This is a genomic window from Pseudomonas sp. NPDC089406 (assembly GCF_044900265.1).
Lineage (GTDB): Bacteria > Pseudomonadota > Gammaproteobacteria > Pseudomonadales > Pseudomonadaceae > Aquipseudomonas > Aquipseudomonas fakonensis.
Genome location: NZ_JBJDNC010000045.1, coordinates 1 through 21,309, shown reverse-complemented (window position 1 = coordinate 21,309; position 21,309 = coordinate 1). Strand labels below are relative to the sequence as shown.

The 21,309-nt window shown below is 55.2% G+C and carries 15 protein-coding genes; 12 read left to right on the top strand and 3 right to left on the bottom strand.

Annotation, left to right across the window (positions count from 1 at the left end; all coding sequences use genetic code 11):
- Positions 1-20: 20 nt before the first annotated feature.
- The 3 genes from ACI2KK_RS24375 to ACI2KK_RS24365 all read right to left on the bottom strand — a co-directional run bounded on the left by ACI2KK_RS24375 (position 21) and on the right by ACI2KK_RS24365 (position 4,259).
- Positions 21-1,646 carry a methyl-accepting chemotaxis protein gene (locus ACI2KK_RS24375; protein WP_400620692.1) on the bottom strand — a complete coding sequence of 542 codons (1,626 nt, stop codon included), beginning with the start codon at positions 1,644-1,646 and terminating at the stop codon, positions 21-23.
- A 93-nt stretch (positions 1,647-1,739) separates the two neighbouring features.
- Entirely contained in the window at positions 1,740-2,498 is a 759-nt protein-coding gene (locus tag ACI2KK_RS24370) for a TerC family protein (RefSeq protein WP_400620689.1), read from the bottom strand.
- A 702-nt stretch (positions 2,499-3,200) separates the two neighbouring features.
- Positions 3,201-4,259 carry an AbrB family transcriptional regulator gene (locus tag ACI2KK_RS24365; RefSeq protein ID WP_400620686.1) on the bottom strand — a complete coding sequence of 353 codons (1,059 nt, stop codon included), beginning with the start codon at positions 4,257-4,259 and terminating at the stop codon, positions 3,201-3,203.
- A 165-nt stretch (positions 4,260-4,424) separates the two neighbouring features.
- Between ACI2KK_RS24365 and ACI2KK_RS24360 the strand changes: the two genes are divergently transcribed.
- The 12 genes from ACI2KK_RS24360 (at position 4,425) to ACI2KK_RS24305 (ending at position 21,214) form a co-directional block, all read left to right on the top strand.
- Positions 4,425-5,336 carry an FCD domain-containing protein gene (locus ACI2KK_RS24360; protein ID WP_400620683.1) on the top strand — a complete coding sequence of 304 codons (912 nt, stop codon included), beginning with the start codon at positions 4,425-4,427 and terminating at the stop codon, positions 5,334-5,336.
- A gap of 263 nt (positions 5,337-5,599) precedes the next feature.
- The gene (acnA, locus tag ACI2KK_RS24355; protein WP_404670952.1) at positions 5,600-8,338 is read left to right on the top strand and encodes an aconitate hydratase AcnA; all 2,739 of its coding nucleotides are present in this window, start codon (positions 5,600-5,602) and stop codon (positions 8,336-8,338) included.
- A 314-nt stretch (positions 8,339-8,652) separates the two neighbouring features.
- A complete protein-coding gene (gene phbB / locus ACI2KK_RS24350; protein ID WP_400620677.1) occupies positions 8,653-9,396 on the top strand; it encodes an acetoacetyl-CoA reductase in 744 nt (247 codons plus the stop codon).
- Between the two features lie 111 nt (positions 9,397-9,507).
- Positions 9,508-10,842: a CitMHS family transporter gene (locus ACI2KK_RS24345; protein WP_404670951.1), complete on the top strand. Its 1,335-nt coding sequence runs from the start codon at positions 9,508-9,510 to the stop codon at positions 10,840-10,842.
- A gap of 55 nt (positions 10,843-10,897) precedes the next feature.
- Positions 10,898-11,794, top strand: a complete 897-nt coding sequence (locus ACI2KK_RS24340; protein WP_400620671.1) for an NAD(P)-dependent oxidoreductase — start codon at positions 10,898-10,900, stop codon at positions 11,792-11,794.
- A 46-nt stretch (positions 11,795-11,840) separates the two neighbouring features.
- Positions 11,841-12,626 (top strand): 2-keto-4-pentenoate hydratase, encoded by a 786-nt coding sequence (locus ACI2KK_RS24335; protein WP_404670950.1) that lies wholly within the window; start codon positions 11,841-11,843, stop codon positions 12,624-12,626.
- Between the two features lie 84 nt (positions 12,627-12,710).
- The gene (locus tag ACI2KK_RS24330) at positions 12,711-13,601 is read left to right on the top strand and encodes a LysR substrate-binding domain-containing protein (protein ID WP_400620665.1); all 891 of its coding nucleotides are present in this window, start codon (positions 12,711-12,713) and stop codon (positions 13,599-13,601) included.
- 196 nt (positions 13,602-13,797) lie between these two features.
- Positions 13,798-16,470, top strand: coding sequence for an aconitate hydratase AcnA (acnA, locus tag ACI2KK_RS24325; RefSeq protein ID WP_400620662.1), 2,673 nt, complete (start codon positions 13,798-13,800; stop codon positions 16,468-16,470).
- A 119-nt stretch (positions 16,471-16,589) separates the two neighbouring features.
- Complete coding sequence (locus ACI2KK_RS24320; protein WP_400620659.1) at positions 16,590-17,642, top strand: lactonase family protein; 1,053 nt, start codon at positions 16,590-16,592, stop codon at positions 17,640-17,642.
- 63 nt (positions 17,643-17,705) lie between these two features.
- Positions 17,706-19,022 (top strand): MFS transporter, encoded by a 1,317-nt coding sequence (locus tag ACI2KK_RS24315; RefSeq protein ID WP_400620656.1) that lies wholly within the window; start codon positions 17,706-17,708, stop codon positions 19,020-19,022.
- 112 nt (positions 19,023-19,134) lie between these two features.
- Entirely contained in the window at positions 19,135-20,388 is a 1,254-nt protein-coding gene (locus tag ACI2KK_RS24310; protein ID WP_400620653.1) for an OprD family porin, read from the top strand.
- A 97-nt stretch (positions 20,389-20,485) separates the two neighbouring features.
- On the top strand, positions 20,486-21,214 hold the full coding sequence (locus ACI2KK_RS24305; RefSeq protein WP_400620650.1) for a transporter substrate-binding domain-containing protein: 729 nt from the start codon (positions 20,486-20,488) through the stop codon (positions 21,212-21,214).
- Positions 21,215-21,309 lie beyond the last annotated feature (95 nt).

The window sequence follows — 21,309 nt, the reverse complement described above, 5'->3', positions numbered from 1 at the left end:
GCAGATCATCAGCTCAATGGTCAATCCGTGCGGAATTTCTTCACCATGGAATGCAGCTCCACTGCTAGCTCTGCTAGAGCTTGTGAGGCTGCGGTGACCTGCTTCGCTCCCTCGGAGGTCTGAACAGAGACATTGCGTATGGTCAGAATATTCTGGTCTACCGCACGTGCAACACGAGCCTGCTCTTCGGTTGCAGTGGTGATCTGAAGGTTCTGACGGCTGATCTCACTGCTGTTTTCGACGATGCTTTCCAGTGCAGCACTTGCCTGCTCTGCTTTGACCAGTACCTCTTGGGAGCGGGCGTTGCTGAGCTGCATAGATTTGACCGCCTTCTCGGTGCCCAATTGGATACTCCCTATCATCTCCTCGATTTCTCTCGTTGATTGTGATGTGCGGTGTGCGAGCGCACGAACTTCGTCAGCGACAACTGCAAAGCCCCTGCCAGCATCACCCGCTCTGGCAGCCTCGATAGCAGCGTTAAGCGCTAGAAGATTGGTTTGCTCGGCAATTGTCCTAATGACCTCTAATACCTTTCCAATTCCCTGCGCTTGATCAGCAAGCCCTTCCACCTCTTGAACACTAGACAGTACCTCATTCGCCAGGTTGCCAAGTGATGCCAACGTTTCTTCCATTGAACGTTGCCCATTGACCGCATTTTGTTGCGAGGTTTGAGTGAGCTCCAAGGTAAAGGCCGCATTACGTGCAACCTGCTCGATGGCGACAGACATCTCGGTTACAGCGGTTGCAGCCTGTTCAATTTCCAGGTGCTGGCGATGAGTCTCGCGGCCGCCTTCTTCGGTGACCGCATTCAACTCTTCAGCCGCAGACGCCAGCTGGGTGGAAGTACCACCTATTTGCCTGAGGGTCGATAGCAGCACTCGCTGCATCGAGCTCAACGCTTCCAGAAGCCGAGTAGCTTCATCGTTACCTGATGGACTGATTGCATTGGTCAGATCACCAGAAGCCACGGTTTGAGCGCACTTGAGTGCTTCGTTTAGCGGCTGGATGATGCTGCGGGTCAGCAGCCATGCGATGACGATCGTCCCAAGCAGCACTAGCCCTATGACGGCTAATACTCCGATTTTGGCGTCTGCGTATGAGGCTGAAGACTTATCTGCTGCGGCTTTCGCCCCTTGATCAGCCTGGGTGATCAAAAGCTCAAAACTTTTGGTCATCTGGTCGTAGGCATCACGGATTGATGCCAGGTGGCTTCTTGCACCTGTTTTGTCGCCGGCTCGGGACACTTGCAGCAGTTCCTGATGCCTTGTGGCATATGCATCCAGGCTCTGGTTGAAGGCCTGGAGCTGCTCCCTCTCGCTGTCAGTACGCAACAGCTTGCTGTACTCGGCCATCTGCTCGCGGATTTGGGATAAGCGTAATGTTGCCTTCGCTTCGTAGCCGTTCATTTCCTCGGAGGAATTGGTGAGAATGTGCTGCATCGAACCCATGCGATAGCGGTTCAAGGAGGTATTGGCAGCGGCGAGGGCTCGTACGCGTTGAAGCCAGTTGTCCTGGATCTCCAGCGCTTGTGTGCGAACCTCACTGATTTGCTGCAGAGCGAAGAACCCCAAGAAGAAACTGAGGGCTGTGATGCATGAAAAACCCAAGGTAGCGCGCAGCGCAATCCCGATTGATCTCGTGCTCATGGCGTCCTTTTCCTAATCGTGACGAACACCTCCCCGATCGCTTGAGCCTGGGCTTAGCGAAGTATCGGGAAGGTGATGGGACTTACGGGGTGATCAGTGGTCGATCACGTCTTTTCGCAGCTTCACAGGATCTTGCTTGCGAGCGTGAGCTGTACGCATACGGATGTTGAGTGCTTCAACAGCCAGGGAGAATGCCATTGCAAAGTAGACGTATCCCTTCGGCACGTGAACATCGAAAGCCTCTGCAATGAGGACGGTACCCACAACGACCAAGAAGGAGAGGGCAAGCATTTTCAAGCTGGGATGACGGTCAATGAAACCGCTGATGGCCCCGGCGCACGCCATCATGACCAACACCGCGACAACAATCGCTGCCACCATCACCGGCACGTTGGAAACCATGCCAACTGCGGTAATTACCGAGTCCAGAGAGAAAACGATGTCGATTATTGCAATCTGGATGATCGTCCCGATGAAGCCGCCGGCCAAGCTTTTAGGGTTGCTTTCAGATTCTTCTTCCCCTTCGAGACTTTGATACATCTCGGTGCTGCTTTTCCAGAGCAGGAACAGCCCGCCAAAGAATAGGATCAGATCGCGCCCGGAAAATCCTTGACCGGCGATTTCGAAAAGGTCGTTGGTCAGCCGCATGATCCACGTGATCGACAGCAAAAGCATGATTCGCGTGACCATCGCCAGTGCAAGGCCGAAGAAGCGCGTGCGTGCTTGCATATGGGGAGGCATTCGACCGACTAGAATGGCGATCATGATGATGTTATCGATGCCGAGGACGATCTCCAGAGCAGTCAACGTGAAAAAGGCGATCCAGATTTCTGGGTTCGTCAGCCATTCCATAATGCACATTCTCTCGGGTGTTTCAGGGCTTGGAAAGGCCGCATAGCGGCCGGTTTATTATTGTCAGGCCAGTGCATGAGCTGGATCTGTGGGCGGCGAATCAGCCTGTCAGCTCTCCACGCGCCACTCTTCATCCGGCCTCGATACCGAAGTGATGCCGATCATCCGTGCGCAGAGGCTTCGATCGGGTACAAGCTGGAGTGATCGGAAGGATTGGGTAAGCAAAGCTATACCGGCATTTCAGATGCCCCGCGGTGGGTGGGGCAGGCCTGCTAATCGTGTGATCGGCTCAAGCAGTCAATACAAAATCAGATTGCATTTTGTTTTAAGTAAAGTCAATATGATTTGGATGATTCAAGGATGGCTGGTGATTCGATCTATGCACATGCTCTTATTGTGCATTTGGTGCAATTTAGGCTGAGCTTTGCCATGCTGCACGTCCTGGCAGGGCTTATCCAGAGGCTGTCGCAAAGATGCGCAACCTGAATCGCCTGTCCTGCTGGTTTGTTCGGCCGTGTCACCGCGTCAAGATTTGCTCCTATGTGTTTCCTCCTCTCCCGCGACAAGGGAATGCGTGACTGCATTCATTGGCCAAAAGCTTCCTTGATCGCGGTTTTTTTCAGTCCCTCCACAGAAACCTTGGTCGCACATAGACTTGGGCTCGAAGGCAATTGTTGAATGCACGATAGGCGGGGAAGGTCGCTAGCTCTCGTCTTCTCGCCCGGGATAACGCGTACTGCCTGATTTGAGCCACAACTTTAGGATGGGCTCGGCACAAGCCATGACGACTACCAGTCGCATGATTTGCATCGCTGTCACCATACCCGCACCCAGATGCAGAGCCTCTGCGGTGAGATACATTTCAGTGCTGCTTCCCGGCATCATGCCCAGCGCCACTGTCGGCTGGGCAAAATCAGAGATCGCGCCAAAAACCCAGGCGAACAAAAATGTGCCAGCGATCATGCTGAGGGTGAATATGAGGACCTTCAGCAGGTACAGAGGTGCTTCTCGGAAAAAACTTCGGTCGATGAAACTGCCAAGTGAGCAGCCAATCATCAGCTGCGCGAAGTGACTAATTTCCGCAGGGAGCGCCATGTGCAAATCGAAGCTGGCAGTTATCAAGCCGCAAAGTGTGAGCGGCCCGAACATCCATGGGTTTGCCCATCCCATCCGTTTCCAGGCCCGAGCTGCCACTACGCCTGCTGCGAGCATGGGAACTAGCCAGTGCCAGTCCGTCGGCATGTGAGCTTGAACTGCATTCGGCGAAACGTCCGCCATGTAAAACATTGCCGCCGGAACGGTCAGGATAATGACGACCATTCGTACGCTGTGGGCGGCGGCGATCTGGCCCACATTCGCCCGGTAGCGAATGCCGATCTGGATCATTTCTGAAAAGTTCGCAGGCATGAAGGCTAGGTATGCAGTAGTTCGATCCATACCAAAACGGCTCATTAGCCCGATGCCTAGCAGCGCAAGGAGTAACGTCAAAAACGCGGCAATCAGCATGAGCGGGAAGTGCCCCACGATCTGCATCACCATGCTTTCGGTCAAGTGCAGGCCGATAGAGGTAGCAATCAGCCACTGGCCGGTTTGGCGTCCATGAGGGACTTCAATCACCAGCCAGCCTGCACATCTCACGAGGATTACAGCCAGCATGGAGCCGATGATCCAGGGCAATGGCCAGTTGGCTAATTGAGCGAGGATCGCACCTGTGATGCCTACAAATGGCGTAGGCCACCATTTTTTCCAGGTCGTGAACATGCGCGAGTAACCCCTGATTTGAGCGTCAGTCTGCATTGTTGCGTTTATGTTATCGCAAAGGCAATATGTAATTGAAAGGGGTCGTGTGGGGCGCTTTCACGCAACGATCGCGCCCGGCTCCAGCTTGTGTTTATTCTTGCTTATCTTGAAATGTAGAATCCTCGGATGACCCTCGATCTCACCTCAAGTCAGCGCAAAGCGTTGCGAGAAATCATCAGCTACGTCAGGCGCGAACGCCTTGCGCCAGGTGCACATTTGCCTGAGTGGACGTTGGCCAAGCTCATCGGGACTTCACGCTCCCCAGTCAAGGTTGCCCTGGAATGTCTAGTAGATGCAGGGTTGATGCGCTTTGATCGCAATCGTGGCTATCGACTCGAAGGTGAGTTCGACCCGTTGCCTGTAACGCTCAAGGCGTACCTGCAAGAGGTAGATGACCCTCTTTATTTGAAGTTGGCGGAAGCGCGCTTCGATGGACTCGTAGCTGACTCGGTTACCGAGGCTGATTTAACCCGTCTGCTTGATGCGTCTCGTGGAGAGGTGGCTAAGGTCCTCAATCGGGTACAGAGCGAGGGCTGGGTGGAGAAGGAAGTCGGCTATGGCTGGCGTTTCCTGCCGATGATCGACTCACTCGACGCGTATGATGATATGTATAGTCTGCGCCTTGCGATTGAGCCCGCGGGTATTTTGAGTCCGAAGTTCAGACCTGACTTGAGCCAGCTGCAGGCGTTAAGGCATGAGCAACAGGCGATTCTCGATGGTGGTTATGAGACCATCAGTGGCATCGAGCGTTTCGAGTCCAATGCCCGTTTCCATCAGACGATCGCTCAGTGGTCAGGTAACCTTTTCGCCCTCCAGACGATTCGTCGTCTCGATCAGCTGCGTCGACTTGCAGAGTACCGTCAGTCGCGCCAAGACCTCCCGCGTCAGGCATTGGCTCGCGAGCACCTGGATATCCTCAGCGCTATTGAAGTTGGTGATAACCTTCTGGCTGCCAGCTTGATGCGCCAACATATCGAGGCCGCGAGGCGGAAAAAAGCGATATCTGCTGTGTTTCAGCACCCGCTTAAGGCCGATTGAGCGCATACCCAATTTTTCTTTCGAACCGCCGCAAGGCGGTTTTTTTTCGCGAAGGGAAAACTATTATTGCGTTTTCGCGTTGACATCTACAATTTTTACAGCCTACTCTGATTGCGCTTTAGGTAGAAAATAAGCAATCGGTTGAGGGCTTGGTGCTGTCGAGGTGGTGGATGTCACTCGGTGCACAGGTCTTAGAACCTGCCAACTGCAATGGGGACCCCGTTGGGCCGAGTCTCCGAATGCACAGCCTGTCGAGATAGAGCATGAATGCAAATCACCCGTTCAGCAGTCTTCGTACCTTTGAAACCCCGGATCGCCGCCAGCACGCTTTCCACGACCTGACGACCCTTGAAGAGGTGGGATTTCAGGGAATCAATCGCCTCCCAGTGGTGATTCGGATTTTGTTGGAGTCGGTGCTGCGCAATCGAGACGACAAGAAAATCTTGATGAGCCACGTCACGGAATTGGCGAGTTGGAAGCCCAATGCGGCGCGTGAGAAGGAAATTCCCTTTGTTGTCGGTCGCGTCCTTCTGCAGGACTTCACCGGTATACCTCTGCTGACCGATTTGGCAGCCATGCGCAGCCAGGCTGCTGCACGTGGCGTTGACCCTAAAGCGATCGAGCCTCTCGTGCCCGTTCACATGGTGGTGGACCACTCAGTTCAGACAGAGCATTCCAATGTGCCAAATGCTCTACGCAAAAACATGGAAGTCGAATTTCATCGCAACCGTGAGCGATACGAGTTGATGAAGTGGGGCATGCAGGCGTTCGATACCTTCAAGGTGATACCGCCGGGGATCGGCATTTGCCACCAGATCAACCTGGAATATCTCGCCCAAGGCGTGATCGAGAAAGACGGACTGATCTACCCAGACACCTTGGTCGGCACCGACAGCCATACCACGATGATCAATGGGATCGGGGTACTTGGCTGGGGCGTTGGGGGAATCGAAGCAGAAGCCGGCATGCTCGGTCAGCCGGTGTACATGCTCATGCCTGATGTCGTAGGGGTTGAGTTGAAAGGTCAGCTACGCCCCGGCGTGACGGCCACAGATGCAGTTCTGCAGATCACGCAGACCCTTCGCGCCGCCAAGGTCGTCGGCAAGCTGGTGGAATTCTTCGGTAATGGCGCCGCCTCCCTCACCGCCACTGACCGCGCCACTATCGCCAATATGGCACCCGAGTATGGGGCAACTACCGGTTTCTTCCCTGTCGATGAGAAGACTCTCGACTACTACGCCCAGACCGGACGTAGCGAAGAGCAAGTGGAGTTGATCCGCGCTTACTTCAAAGCACAGGGACTGTTCGGCTCGCCAGCCAGGGGGGCTATAGACTATTCCGAGGTAATCGAGATCGACCTCGAAAGTATCATCCCCTGCGTTTCGGGTCCCAAACGGCCACAGGATCGCGTCGAGCTTGGTGACCTTAGTCGACGCTTCGACGAAGTGATGCTCCAGGATGCAAAGAGCGGTGGTTATGCCAAGCACGCCGATCAACTCGAAAGACGCTTCCCGGTTGACGAGCATGGCTACGATATCGGGAATGGCGACGTACTGGTCGCTGCAATCACGTCCTGCACCAACACATCAAACCCGGAGCTACTGATTGCCGCTGGCCTTCTCGCGCGCAACGCGATCCGCCGCGGACTAAAAGTGAAACCTTGGGTTAAAACCCTGTTCACACCTGGCTCCCGTGTGGTCACCGCCTATTTGAGAGATGCCGGCCTCATTGAGCCCTTGAGTGAGCTCGGTTTCGATATTGCGGCCTACGGATGTGGTGCCTGCGTGGGCAATATCGGGCCGCTCGACCCGGCCCTGGAAAAAATTGTGGTGGGCCAGGACCTGGTATGCAGCGCTGTGCTTTCGGGCAATCGCAACTTCGAAGCGCGCATCCACGGTAACCTGCGCGCTAACTTCCTCGCCAGTCCCCCGCTGGTGATTGCCTTTGCTTTAGCGGGTAGCAGCCGCTGCGATCTATCCACTGAACCTCTTGGGTACGATGTTGAAGGCCGCCCGGTCATGCTCAGCGACCTCTGGCCAAACAACGATGAGGTCAAAGCGCTTTCGGTCAAGGCTGCGAACCCCAAACTCTACAATGAGTGGTACGCCGATCTGACCCGTGACCATGATCTGTGGAACAGCATCGCTGCCGCTACCGGTGATATCTATGATTGGCCAGCTTCCACTTATGCGGCTGAGCCCGATTTCTTCGACACGCGGGACGTGGGCAAGCCGATCCTTAATGCTCGGGCTTTGGCAATTCTGGGCGATTCCATCACGACTGACCATATCAGCCCTGCAGGCAGTATCGCCAAAGATTCAAGCGCCGGCCGTTGGCTCGCGGAGCAGGGCGTCGACATTCAGGACTTCAATACTTATGGAGCCCGCCGCGGGCATCATGAAGTGATGGTGCGTGGCACCTTCGCCAACGTGCGGCTAAAGAATCTGATGTTGCCGGCCAAACTAAACGGTGCCGCGGATGAGGGGCCTTTCACTCTGCTGCAACCCTGCGGCACACGTACCGACCTGTTCGAGGCATCTCGGATGTACCTCAACGATGGTGTTCCGGCAGTAATCTTTGCCGGCGATGAATACGGTACTGGATCGAGCCGTGATTGGGCGGCCAAGGGTACCCGTCTGCTTGGGGTGCGGGCCGTGATCGCCAAGAGCTTCGAGCGTATTCACCGCAACAATCTTGCAGGCTTAGGCGTATTGCCGCTCCAGTTCCAGCCGGGTGAGGATGCGCGTAGCCTGGGCTTGGATGGCACAGAATCCTTCGATTTTCTAGGAGTCGATGGCGGTGTAGAGCCTGGTCAAAACGTGATTATGCGCATCACTCGCCGAAATGGATCTGTTCTAGATGTGACATTGCGGGCGCGCATTGATACTGCGATTGAGGCGGTTTATTTCCAAAGTGGCGGCATTCTGCCTTTTGTGCTTGAGCAGTTGATTGAGCAAACGCAAGAAAGGCAGCAGTTGGATTCAGTAACCCTGGTCGTGTGAAAGTGCATCTGTAGTGATAGCGCCCGGCGGGCCGACAGGCCTACCTCTAGAGTGCTGTTTAGTAAGTCCGTCTCAATATGAAATATATTGTTACAGATAGATGTGGTTTCATTGAATTTTGGTCCTGCCTCAGCGCAAGCTGAGGCATTCATGATTGTTCTCCAATGGAGAACGGACCCTTGCGCAAAGCTCAATTCTCAATTGCCGTGTAGTCGGTAATATGGGGTGCTATTGACTATTTAATTAGTAGATGGTCGAGCATTTTCACGTTGTTGCTCGAATAAAAATAATTATTTGTAATAAGAGAGAACGATATGAAAAAGCGGATTGCGTTTGTCACTGGCGGCATGGGCGGTATCGGTACCGCGATATGCCAGCGCCTGTTCTCGGATGGGTTTTTGGTAGTTGCGGGGTGCGGTCCCGATTCGGCTATACGTGCCGAGTGGCTGGAGCAACAACAGGGCCTTGGCTTTGAATTTGTCGCTTCCGAAGGCAATGTTGCCGATTGGGCATCTACGGTTGAAGCCTTCGCCAAAGTGAAGCGTGATGTCGGGCAGGTTGATGTGCTGGTCAATAACGCAGGAACAGCGTGCAATGTGCGCTTTAGCGATATGGGGCCCTCGGATTGGCGGACGGTAATAGACACCAATTTGAACTCGCTGTTTAACGTCACCAAACAGGTAGTCGACGGTATGACGTCCCAGGGCTGGGGGCGCATTATCAATATTTCATCAGTCAATGCACAGTTAGGTCATGTAGGCCAAGTAAACTACGCAACAGCTAAGTCATCCATTAGAGGTTTTACCCGAGCCTTGGCTAGGGAAGTAGCCTCTCGTGGTGTGACAGTCAATACGGTATCGCCGGGTTATATTGGAACTCAGCGGCTCAAAGCAATTACACGAAGCGAGCTCATGGATCGCGTAATTCAAGATATCCCTGCCCGACGACTTGGCACGCCGGAAGAAATTGCTTCCATCTGCGCTTGGCTGGCTTCTGAAGAGTCAGCCTATGCGAATGGAGCGGATTTCTCTCTCAATGGCGGTTTGCATATGAGTTAAAGGCTAGTTGTAAATAATGAATGTCGCAAAGCCTTTGAGCCAAGCGGCAACCTTGAGGCGCGATGGCGCTATTGTACAAAAATAAAATCGATTTAAATCAAGGTGTCTCATATGCTTTCATTTCTCGGTTATGCCATGATCGCGACCTTTATGGCCTTGATCATGACCAAGCGCCTTTCGCCTTTGGTTGCGTTGACTACAGTTCCTATTGCGTTTGCATTGATGGGCGGGTTTGGTCCAGAGATGGGTGACATGATTATCGAGGGGCTGCGAAAGGTGGCCCCTACGGCAATCATGGTCATGTTTGCGATCATGTACTTTGGAGTGATGTTTGATACTGGTCTTTTTGATCCGATTATCAGGACTTTTCTGAAGCTTATCAAAGGCGATCCGCTGAAAGCGGTGGTGTATGCCACTTTGCTTGCGGGCCTTGTTTCACTCGACGGTGATGGCTCCACGACCTACATGATCACCGTGACTGCCATGTTGCCCTTATTCAAGCGTCTTCGCCTGGACCCGCTATGCCTGACCTGCATGGTTATCCTCGCAGCCAGTGTTACCAACTTGCTACCTTGGAGTGGTCCACTGGCGCGGGCTGCCTCTTCGCTCCAAGTGGAAACTTCTGAACTATTCCTGCCTTTCGTTCCCGTGCTCATCATCAGCTTCCTCGGCGTCTTGGCCCTGGCCTATTTCGTAGGGCTGAGCGAGCGCAAGAGGCTGGGTACGCTTCGCTTGTCCGTAGGCGCTGCAGCAACGGTATTCGATGAAGATGCAAATGAAGGATGGACCCCTGCAATGTCCGAGGAAGATGCGGAACTGCGTCGACCTAAGATGTTTTGGCTTAATGCGATTCTCACACTGGGGCTGATGGCGGCTTTGGTGATGGAAGTTTTACCTGTTGCCGTGCTTTTCATGGTGGCCTTCTCCATTGCCCTGCTTATCAATTACCCACACATTCATGATCAGCGCAGGCGTATTTCGTCGCATGCGCCGACTGCCCTGAATCAGATCTCGATATTCTTGGCGGCAGGTATTCTTGCGGGAATTTTATCGGGAACAGGTATGGTAGATGCAATGTCTACAAGCTTCCTGTCGCTGTTGCCGGAAACGTGGGGCCCATATATGGCTCCCATAACTGCACTGGCTAGCATTCCAGGCACGTTCTTCATGTCCAATGACGCGTTTTATTACGGCGTACTGCCTGTACTGGCCAAGGCGGCAGAGGTGTATGGCATCACGCATGCAGAGATCGGCCGGGCATCTTTGATCGGTCAGCCCGTTCACTTGTTGAGCCCCTTAGTCGCCTCGACATATTTGCTCTGTGGGCTGGCCGGAGTCGAGTTCAGCGATCATCAAAAGTTTACAATGAAATGGGCATTTGCATTGAGCTTCCTGATCATGGCGCTCTCGTTGATGTTCGGATTGTTTCCAATGAGTTCGACTTGATCGTGGGGAGGGTGGCTGGATGCCACCCTTTAAAATTTAAATCATGGTGAATCGTATGAAAATAGCGTTTATTGGGCTGGGGCAGATGGGCAAGCCGATGGCGGCTAATCTTCTTCGCTACCATTCCCAGTTGACAGTAATCTCTCGAAGCACTCGAGCGTACCCTGATTTAACCAAAAGCGGAGCGACAATCGCTTCCAGTATGGACGACCTGAGTGCCAGCGATATTGTCTTCCTCTCATTGCCAGACGACCATGTGGTGTCGGAGGTATTGTTTGGTTCAAACGGATTGGCGAGCCGACTCAAGCCTGGAAGTCTTGTAGTTGATACAAGCACTATCAGTCCAGAGGCTGCATTGCGAGTGAATGATAGGCTTGCGGTGACGGGGATTAGGTTCCTAGATGCTCCCGTTTCCGGCATGGCAAAGCGAGCTCATGACGGTACGCTAACTATGATGTGTGGGGGTGATCGGGGAGCGTATGACGAAGTGCTGCCCTATTTGCATTCGATGGCAAGTAAAACCTTGTACATGGGTGATGCTGGGATGGGTCAGCTTTCAAAGCTGATCAATCAGCTTCTGTACAATATAAACTGTGCAGCCCTGGCTGAAATTTTACCATTGGCTGTCAAGCTCGGTCTGGATAGCGAAAAAGTAGCCGAGATTGTGAACAGTGGTACTGGTAGAAGTCATGCGTCTGATTACTTCTTGGAGCGTATCCTTAAGGGTGACTTTTCCAGCGCCTATCCATTGCAAGACGCTTACAAGGATTTGGTAAATGCTTCTGCTATAACCTACAGGCATGGTCTTCCGACTCCGTTGCTATCGGCGGCCTCTGGGATCTATCAAGCCGCTTTGCTTCAGGGGTATGGCAATGAGGACAAAGGCGCCATGATCAAAGTTTATGAGCAGTCTCTTGGTGTGAGATTCCGAGCAGCTGCTAATGAAGCGTGAACTGAATTTTACCTAAAGCGCATGTTCTTGAGTTGTTGGAGTCGCGATGAATCTACCGTCAATTGATACCAACGCTACAGCATCCCTGCTTCTTGAGACGTGGCGCTCAAGAAATGTGCTGGCGGAGTTGCCAGCCAGCATTCGGCCCGTTTCTCTATCGCAGGGTTATGACGCCCAGGACCAGCTGTTCAAAGCAGTTGGGTGTGAGCGTGGTGGATGGAAGCTAGGGGTGGGCAGCCGTGCGGCGATGGACACGGCAGGGTTGTCTCGTCCATTGATCGGTCAATTAGACCGGGTTCGCTGCCATGAGAGTGGTGTGCACTTGGCTTGGCCCGGCCCCAGTCCTCTGACCATTGAGTGTGAGATTGCCTTCATAATTGATCGCGATCTGCCCCCGCTCCTTGGCAGAACTATCCAGGCAGAAGATATCCGCAGTACCTTGCTGACCTTCGAGATCGTCCGATCACGCTTCATTAATCGCAAGACAGTGGGATGGCCAAGCTTCGTGGCTGATAATGTTGGATTCGAGGCCTTGGTCTTGGGCCCTTCGGCATGTTCAGGGTTCAGCCAGCAGATCCTGGATAAGCTTGTCGAGACGACGGTGGTGTCGGTTGACGGCGTTGAGAGGTCTAGAGCATTGCGGGGGGATTTGGCAACCGATCCGGTCATGGCGCTTCAATCCCTTTATGCGCATGCAGCCGAGCGGGGGATCACGATACGTGCGGGTGAAGTCATTTCAACAGGGGCGCTGTGCGAGCCATTCGATCTCTTGGAGAAGGGGCATGTGATTCAGGCGCGCTATCTGGACCGAGAGCTATCGTTTTCACTCTAGCCTCACTGTGCTTAGGGCTGTTCGTTTGGTGTGCCAAGGCTCGGGTCCACCCCCCTTAGTCTGCAGTAAGCATTTGGAGAAGCAATGCGCTACGACCTGACCAGCCTCGATGTATTTATCGCGGTGGCTGAAACATTGAATCTCACGCATGCCGCAAGCCTTCGGCACCTTGCTGTCTCGGCAGTGAGCAAGCGAATCAGTGAATTAGAGGAGCTCGCGGGTGCGCCCCTTCTCATACGCCGGGCGCGTGGTGTTGAGTTGACGCCTGCCGGCCAGTCATTGCTATTTTACGCCCGGCAAGTTCGACAGACCTTGCAAAACCTTGATGCGGAGCTCGGTGAGTTCTCTGAAGGGGTGAAGGGGCATATCCGCATACACGCAATTACCTCGGCGCTGTCTCAATTCCTGCCAGCTGACGTCACGGAGTTTGCAGCTCAGTATCCGTTGATTCGGTTCGATATTCAGGAACGGGTTGGGGCCGAAGTCATCAGCGCAGTGGCAGAAGGGCGCGCCGACCTGGGGGTTATTGCCTCGCAGACGGCTGCCAGAGGTTTGCAGACAATCCCTTATCGCTCGGATGAATTGGTCCTGGTGGTGCCCTTGGATCACCAGTTAGCTGATGCCTCCAGTGTGCGATTCGCTCAGGTGCTGGAACACGAGATGGTCGGACCTCATCAGGAAAGCTCAGTGTATGGCTTACTGACTCGGGAGGCTGAAGCGCTCGAAATGCCTCTGAAGCTCAGAATCCGTATCAGCAGTTTTGATTGCATCTGTCGCATGGTTTCGGCCGGCATGGGCATAGCTGTCTTGCCGCGATCAGTGGTAAAGCCTTACCAGCGCAGTCTGAAGCTCAAGATTGTGCGTCTCGATGAAGGCTGGTCCGCTCGACAACTGCTTTTGGTATTGCAAAGCTACGATACAGCGGCGCCGACTTTACGCAGTTTTATCGACAAGATACGGGCGCCTGCAGGGTAGTCGTTGCTGCAATCTCGACCAGACCGTTCCCTATCTCATGCTTGATCTCTCAAAGCTAGCGTTCTCTCTTGGAGAACGCTGCCATGGCGATTTATCAATTTTCAACCTGCGGCGCTGGACCTAGCATTGGTCCATCACCAGTGTCGCTTGCCTGAGCTGACGCTGTCACAACGATAAGACGCAGAGCGATTCGAGCATGACCCAGACTGCCCGCGACCTGATGAGCACCCTTGAGATCGACCGGACGCAATTCGCCTACATCGATCTTAAAAAGCTGCTGAGCACCAGCCAACTGCAGCGCCTGCCTTACTCCATTCGTATTCTCTTGGAGAATGTGGCCCGTTGCTCTCCCGAAGCTCTGGAGTCAGTCCTGGCTAGGGCAATCGGCGATGGCCCGGACTGCGAAGTGCCATTCCAGCCCAACCGCCTCATGTTCCACGACACCACGTGTTTGCCGGCCCTGGCCGACTTTGCGGGCATGCGCGATGTAGTAGCCGAACTCGGCGGTGATCCAAGCGCGATGAACCCGCTGATCCCTGCGGTGCTGACCATTGACCACTCGGTGATCGTCGAAAGCTATGCCGATGCCGATGCGGTCGAGCAGAACCTGGACATCGATTTTCGCCGCAATAGTGAGCGCTATCGTTTCATCAAATGGGCTCAGAAAAGCCTGGACAACTTTGGTGTAATCCCACCAGGTACCGGAATCATCCACCAGATGAACATGGAGGCTCTGGCCAAGGTTGTCTGGGAAAGTCGCACTGATGATGGCCGGCGCTTGCTGCATCCGGACGACATGGTCGCTACCGACAGTCACACACCTATGATCAATGCTATCGGGGTGTTGGGCTGGGGTGTAGGCGGGCTGGAGGGGCAGGCTGCCATGGTCGGTGAGCCGGTACCGATCAGCTTCCCACAGGTCATTGGGATACGAGTGACAAACGCGCTGCGTCCAGGTGTCACTGCAACTGACCTGTCTCTCCATGTTGCCGAGATTCTGCGCAAGCGTTCGGTGGTTGGCAAATTCGTTGAATTCTCCGGCCCAGGCCTCTCTACGCTTGGCTGGGCTGCTCGCGGCACTGTGTCAAACATGGCCCCCGAATATGGCGCAACGGTCGTTTTCTTCCCGTTCGACGATCAGACTCATAGCTACATGCAGCTTAGCGGTCGATCACCAGAACTGTGCCTGCAAGCCGCCACCTACATGCACGCGCAAGACCTGTATCGAAGCAATGAGCTTCCGGAGCCGTCGTTTGACGAGCTCATCGATCTGGATCTGGCCAGTATCGAGCCGAGCGTTGCTGGTCCTTACCAGCCGCATCAGCGGCAAGCATTGTCGAAATCAGGTAGCTCCTTCCGCGATGAGGTTTTGGGTGGTGGTAACCTGATCGCCGGGCCTTCTGTCGAACAATATTTCGAGCCGTCGTTCGGCGAGCCCATCACGCACGGTGCTGTAGTCATCTCCGCGATCACCAGTTGCACAAATACAGCCAATCCAGCACAAATGATCCAGGCTGGCTTGCTGGCTCGCAATGCACGCCGTCTGGGGCTGAATCGTAAACCGTGGGTCAAGACATCCCTGTCCCCAGGCTCGCAAGTTGTTTCTGACTACCTCGCTGAGGCCGGTCTGCTTGAAGACTTTTCAGCACTTGGCTTCGACTTGGCGGGCTTTGGGTGTATGACCTGCATCGGCAACTCCGGCAAGCTTGAAGAGCATGTCGAGGTCTTTGCCGACCAGGGTTTGAAGGGCGTGGTAGTGCTGTCCGGTAACCGCAACTTTGAAGGGCGAGTTAACCCCAAAGTGCCAGCAGGTTATCTTGCCTCTCCAGCCCTATGCGTTGCCTTTGCAATTGCCGGCACCATTGAGGTCGACCTCACAAGTGAACCGCTGGGTCAGGACGGGAAAGGGAATCCGGTGTTCCTGCACGACCTGTTGCCTAGCGACGAGGAAGTTGCAGCGCTGGCCGCTCAGGTAGTCAAACCGGAGTTCTTCCAGCAGCGCTTGGCCACCGTCTGGGATGGCACCCATCATTGGCAAGCACTGTCTGCCGAGGGCAGCGTCCAGTTCCCTTGGGATCCGCGGTCAACCTACCTGCGTCGTCCCCAATATCTGGCCGATATTCAGGCTGAGCCCAAGACCAGCCTGGCAATCAAGGGCGCTCGGCCACTGATGGTCCTTGGCGATAACGTCACCACAGACCACATTTCACCGGCGGGCGCCATTCCAGCCAGTAGCCTCGCTGGACAGTGGCTCTTGGAGCGCGGAGAGGATCCTCAGGATCTCAATCAGTACTCTACCCGACGGAGCAACCACGAAGTCATGCTGCGCGGTGCCTTCACTAATAAAACAGTGAAGAATCAGCTCCTTGGAGAGTCTCAGCCTGGATTAGGTGGCTGGGCGTGGAATGCGGATCACAGCGAGTGCCTGCCGTTGTACGAAGCCGCTCAGACCTATGCCGGCACTCCGATGATCATGTTCGCTGGCATTAACTATGGCGCGGGCTCCAGTCGCGACTGGGCCGCCAAGGCCCAGGCGCTGTTGGGAGTGAAAGCGGTAGTGGCGCGCAGCATCGAACGTATTCACCGCAGCAACCTCATCGGTATGGGAGTGATACCTCTGGTCTTCAAGCAAGGGCAGAGCGTTGCGGATTTGAAACTTGACGGTAGCGAGCACTTCGACTTTGTCGGCCTGGATGAGTTAGTGGTTGGTGAGAATCGAATCGGCCTTGAAGTCGTTCGAGTCGATGGCGCACGCGATCAATTTGAGTTGATTGCTCGATTCGATTCCTTGCAGGAAATTCGCTATCTCACCAACGGTGGGGTGCTGCCCTACGTGATCCGTAAGGTAGTGAAGCGAACCCGCGGATAACCCGCACGGTACTCAAGCCTTGAACTGCGGTGGCAGCGATGCTGCCGCAATGGGTACTGTTGCCTCATCAAAGGCATGTACCCGCTGTCAATTGCATCAGCAATCGGGAGAATGACCCAATGTACGCCTATGTAGGTTCGCGAACGACCCGCGAGCGTAATGCCCGGGGTGACGGTATCACCGTTTACCGGGTAGATCAGGACGCTGGCACTCTGGAGCAGATCCAGGTGCTGGATGATCTGGTCAATCCGTCGTTCCTCACCCTCAATCGGGCAGGTGACCGGCTCTACACCGTACACGGTGATCGCAGCGAAGTCAGTGCCTTCATTGTCGATCGGAACGATGGGACGTTGAGCCTACTCAACACTCAAAGTTGTGAAGGCCGCAACCCCGTTCACCTGGCATTGGATCCTAGTGAGCGTTTCATGGTTGTTTCAAACCACGTCACCGGAACGCTGGCTGTTCTTGACGTGTTAGAAGACGGGCGTATTGGTGAAGTATGTCAACTGGTGCAACTCGAAGGTCCGGTTGGTCCGCATCGTGTCGAGCAACCATTTGCCAAGCCTCACTTCAATCCTTTTGATGCATCTGGCAATTTCGTCCTGGTCCCGGATAAGGGCTTGGACCGGATCTTCAGTTTCCGTTTCGACAACGGCAAATTGTACCCAGCAGAAACCCCATTCGTAGTAACCCGTGAGGGAGCTGGCCCGCGGCATATCGCTCAGCACCCGACCGCACCCTACGCATTTGCCATCAATGAATTGGATTCAACAGTCACCAGCTATCGCCTAGACAGCCAAACTGGTGGCCTTGAACCTCTGCAAGTGCTGTCGACATTACCTTCATCCTACACCGGCAATAGCCGTGCCTCGGAAATCGAAGTCGATCAAAGCGGCAGATTTGTTTATGCGTCCAACCGTGGTTTCGACAGCATCGCGGTGTATGCCTTCAACACCGAAACGGGTGTTTTGAACCTGGTCGAGGTGCAGCCAACTGCTGGAAAAACGCCACGTTTCTTCGCACTGACTCCCAATCAACGCTTCATCTTCGCCCTCAACGAAGACAGCGACAGCATCGTTGCCCTGTCAATCGATGCGCAGCACGGACGCTTGAGCAAGACGGGCTTTTCGGTTTCGACCGGCAGTCCGGTCTGCATGGTTTTTTCTGCCTGAACCGGCTGTTACAGATAACAATTAGAAAAGGCAGATCAAGGTCCGCCTTTCAGTGAGGTCGTCATGAACAACAACAAGACTGTCGATGAACAGGCCACTGTCCGTAAGGTCACCCTGCGCATCATTCCCTTCATGTTCCTGCTCTACATCGTGTCATACCTGGATCGCGCCAACATCGGCTATGCCGCGTTGGAGATGAACAAGGAGCTGGCCCTGACCAGCGAGGCGTTCGGCTTCATATCCGGAATATTCTTCATCGGCTACTTCCTCTTCGAAGTGCCTAGCAACGTCATGCTCAACAAGTACGGTGCGCGGGTCTGGATTGCCCGGATCCTGGTGACCTGGGGTGCGATTGCCGCCGCTACCGCCTTTGCCCAGACCGCCAACCAGCTGTACGTGCTGAGGTTCTTCCTAGGTGTGGCCGAAGCCGGCTTCTTCCCGGGCGTGATCGTCTACCTGACCTACTGGTTCCGCGCCAAGGAACTGGCAACCACCGTGGCGCTGTTCACCGCCGCGATTCCCGTCAGCTACATCATCGGTGCGCCACTTTCTACCTGGATCATGGACAACATCAAGTGGTTCGACTGGAGCGGCTGGCGCTGGATGCTGTTCCTTGAGGGCGTGCCGGCAGTCTTCCTCGGCATTGCTTGTTTCCTCTTCCTGACCGACAAGCCGGAGCAGGCCAAATGGCTGACCCAGCCGGAAAAGGATTGGCTGCTGGCCGAGCTTGAGCGCGATCGCCAGAGTCGCAAGAACGTCAAGCGTTTGGGCGTGTTGCAAACCATGGTCAACAAGAAGGTGCTGTACCTGGCCTTTATCTACTTCGTCTACCAGTGCGGCAGCCTGGGTGTTGGTTACTGGATGCCGCAGATCATCAAGGGCTTCTCCAGCGACCTGAGTCATACCCAGATCGGCCTGATTGCCATGGTGCCGTACATCGTTGCCACCGCAGCGATGATTATCTGGTCGCGCAGCTCCGACCGGCGCAACGAGCGCAAGATGCACTCGGCCATTCCGCTGGCGGTCGCAGCTCTCGGCCTGATTGGTGCGGGCATGCTGCCAAGTGCGGTGGCCTCGATGGCCATGATCTGCGTAGCGCTGTCCGGCCTGTACAGCTTTAAGTCGCCCTTCTGGGCACTGCCGACGTTGTTCCTCGACCGTGCTACCGCAGCGGTTTCGATTGCCGTGATCAACTCGATCGGCAACCTCGGCGGCTTCGTCGGGCCGTCGATGATCGGTGTGGTCAAGGGCAACAGCCAGAGCGCAGCCACGGGTTTGCTGTTCCTCAGCGCCTTGCTGGTCATCGCCTTCCTGATGACGGCATTGATGCGCGTCACTAACAAAGACCCAGATCAGCCAGTGGCCGCCTCCGCACATTGATCCTGAAAGGGGCCGCAACCTGGCCCCTTGCTGACCCGCTCCGTTTCCTTTGACTGCCCAGTGCTATGCCCCGGGCCGGGCAGTCTCATGCCAACCAGATGGAAATCGCCAGATGCACAACAATAAGAACATCCTGCGTACCTTTGTCACCCTTTCTCCTTGCATGATCGTCGGCGCTGTAAGTGCCGAGGGCTTCGTTGACGACAGCAAGCTCAACCTGCAGATGCAGAACTATTACCTGAATCGTGATTTTCGCGATGGTAGTGCGCAGTCGAAGCGTGAAGAGTGGGCCCAAGGCTTTCTGCTGGATTTTCGCTCCGGCTACACGCCGGGCACCGTCGGCTTCGGCCTCGACGCACTGGGCATGCTCGGCATCAAGCTTGACTCAAGCCCCGATCGCGCCGGCACCGGCCTGTTGCCGGTTCACGATGACGGCCGTGCGGCCGACGAATTCAGCCGATTGGGCCTAACTGCCAAGGTCAAGGTGTCGCAGAGCGAGCTTAAGTACGGCACCTTGATCCCCAAGCTGCCGACCGTGCAGGCCAACACCGGACGCATCCTGCCGCAGACCTTTGAGGGTGGTCTGCTGACCAGTAACGAAATCGACGGCCTGACCTTTACCGGCGCGCGCTTCAACCGCATGACCGACCGCGACTCCACTGATGCGCAGAAGATCACCCTCAACAACAAGAACCGGCGCTTTGCTGGGGCTGTGGAAGGGGATGACTACTGGATCGGTGGTGCCGACTATGCGCTGAGCAAGACACTGACCCTGAGCTACCAGTATGCCGAGCTGCAGGACGTCTACCGACAAAGTTTCTTCGGCGTCAATCACAGCTGGAGCATCGGCCCGGGCAAGCTGAAGAGCGACCTGCGCTACATGCTCAGCGACGATACGGGCACCGCCAAAGGTGGTGCTATCGACAGCGGTGCGTTGAGCGGCATGTTCACTTACAGCCTGGGTGGCCACGCCTTTGGTCTGGGGCTGCAGAAAATGAACGGCGATACGTCGATGCCGTTCCTCAACGGTACTGACCCCTACCTAACCAACTACATCCAGCTCAACGACTTCGCCGAGCCGGGCGAACGCTCTTGGCAGTTGCGTTACGACTACAACTTTGCCTCGGTTGGCATCCCCGGCCTTACCTTCATGACCCGCTACGTCAAAGGCGACCATGCCGATCCTGCCACTAGCAGCGAGGAAGGTCGCGAGTGGGAACGCAACACCGATATCGCCTACGTGTTCCAGTCGGGCGCATTGAAGAACGTGGGCATTCGCTGGCGTAATGCGGCGTATCGCTCCAATTTTGCCCGCGGCACCGATGAAAATCGCTTGATCGTGTCGTACACCTTACCCATCTGGTAAGGCCCATTTGCGGCCGAAGTTGCTATAGCAGGAAAAGCACGGTCCTGTATGAGCCTCTTCAGCCGCAAAGAGGTCCTCACAGACAATGGAGAACCGAATGTCTACCACAATCTCCCAGCAAGTCTTGGCCGAACTGGCCCCTAACGGCGTCCTCACTGCCGCTATCAATTTTGGTAATCCGGTTCTAGCTCAGCGCGGTCCCGACGGCGAGCCCCAGGGCGTATCGGTCGCACTGGCCAAGGCGCTGGCCGAAGAGCTCGGTGTAACCTTGAAGATGCGCACCTTCGATGCCGCCGGCAAAGTTTTCGCCGCGCTGGAGGAGGGGGCCTGGAACCTGGCCTTCTTGGCCATCGAACCGGTCCGCGAAGCGCAAATCTTCTTCAGTGAGCCCTACGTGCTGATCGAGGGTACTTACCTGGTGAAGCAGGATGCGCCGTTCGCCAGCGTCGATCAGTTGGACGCTGCAGGCCTTCGCCTGGCCGTCGGCAAAGGCGCGGCTTACGACCTGTACCTGAGCCGCACACTAGAGCATGCCGAGCTGATTCGAGCCGAAACCTCGGCTGGCGCCGTCGACCTGTTTATCGACCAAGGCCTGGACGCGGCTGCCGGTGTTCGCCAGCCCCTGCAGAAAGTGGCGGACGGTGACGCTCGTTATCGGGTGCTGGATGGCGCCTTCACCGCCATTCGCCAGGCCATGGCGGTGCCCAGGGGCAATGATGCGGCGGCTGCCTATGTGCGTGAGTTCGTCGAACGCAGCCTGCGCAGTGGGTTTGTCCGAGGTGCGTTGCTTGCCACCGGTCAGACCGATGTCAGCGCCCCACGCTGACTGAACCTAATCGCCTGCACAGCGGGCGATGTGATCTCCAATCCGAAGCAAAATCTGAGGTACGAAGCAAAATGGCCAAGGCCGCCGATGTCGTT

Bases quoted from the DNA above. Each gene is read 5' to 3' on its own strand.
- ACI2KK_RS24375 (WP_400620692.1), bottom strand. From the start codon at position 1,646: ATGAGCACGAGATCAATCGGGATTGCGCTGCGCGCTACCTTGGGTTTT.
- ACI2KK_RS24370 (WP_400620689.1), bottom strand. From the start codon at position 2,498: ATGGAATGGCTGACGAACCCAGAAATCTGGATCGCCTTTTTCACGTTG.
- ACI2KK_RS24365 (WP_400620686.1), bottom strand. From the start codon at position 4,259: ATGTTCACGACCTGGAAAAAATGGTGGCCTACGCCATTTGTAGGCATC.
- ACI2KK_RS24360 (WP_400620683.1), top strand. From the start codon at position 4,425: ATGACCCTCGATCTCACCTCAAGTCAGCGCAAAGCGTTGCGAGAAATC.
- acnA (WP_404670952.1), top strand. From the start codon at position 5,600: ATGAATGCAAATCACCCGTTCAGCAGTCTTCGTACCTTTGAAACCCCG.
- phbB (WP_400620677.1), top strand. From the start codon at position 8,653: ATGAAAAAGCGGATTGCGTTTGTCACTGGCGGCATGGGCGGTATCGGT.
- ACI2KK_RS24345 (WP_404670951.1), top strand. From the start codon at position 9,508: ATGCTTTCATTTCTCGGTTATGCCATGATCGCGACCTTTATGGCCTTG.
- ACI2KK_RS24340 (WP_400620671.1), top strand. From the start codon at position 10,898: ATGAAAATAGCGTTTATTGGGCTGGGGCAGATGGGCAAGCCGATGGCG.
- ACI2KK_RS24335 (WP_404670950.1), top strand. From the start codon at position 11,841: ATGAATCTACCGTCAATTGATACCAACGCTACAGCATCCCTGCTTCTT.
- ACI2KK_RS24330 (WP_400620665.1), top strand. From the start codon at position 12,711: ATGCGCTACGACCTGACCAGCCTCGATGTATTTATCGCGGTGGCTGAA.
- acnA (WP_400620662.1), top strand. From the start codon at position 13,798: ATGACCCAGACTGCCCGCGACCTGATGAGCACCCTTGAGATCGACCGG.
- ACI2KK_RS24320 (WP_400620659.1), top strand. From the start codon at position 16,590: ATGTACGCCTATGTAGGTTCGCGAACGACCCGCGAGCGTAATGCCCGG.
- ACI2KK_RS24315 (WP_400620656.1), top strand. From the start codon at position 17,706: ATGAACAACAACAAGACTGTCGATGAACAGGCCACTGTCCGTAAGGTC.
- ACI2KK_RS24310 (WP_400620653.1), top strand. From the start codon at position 19,135: ATGCACAACAATAAGAACATCCTGCGTACCTTTGTCACCCTTTCTCCT.
- ACI2KK_RS24305 (WP_400620650.1), top strand. From the start codon at position 20,486: ATGTCTACCACAATCTCCCAGCAAGTCTTGGCCGAACTGGCCCCTAAC.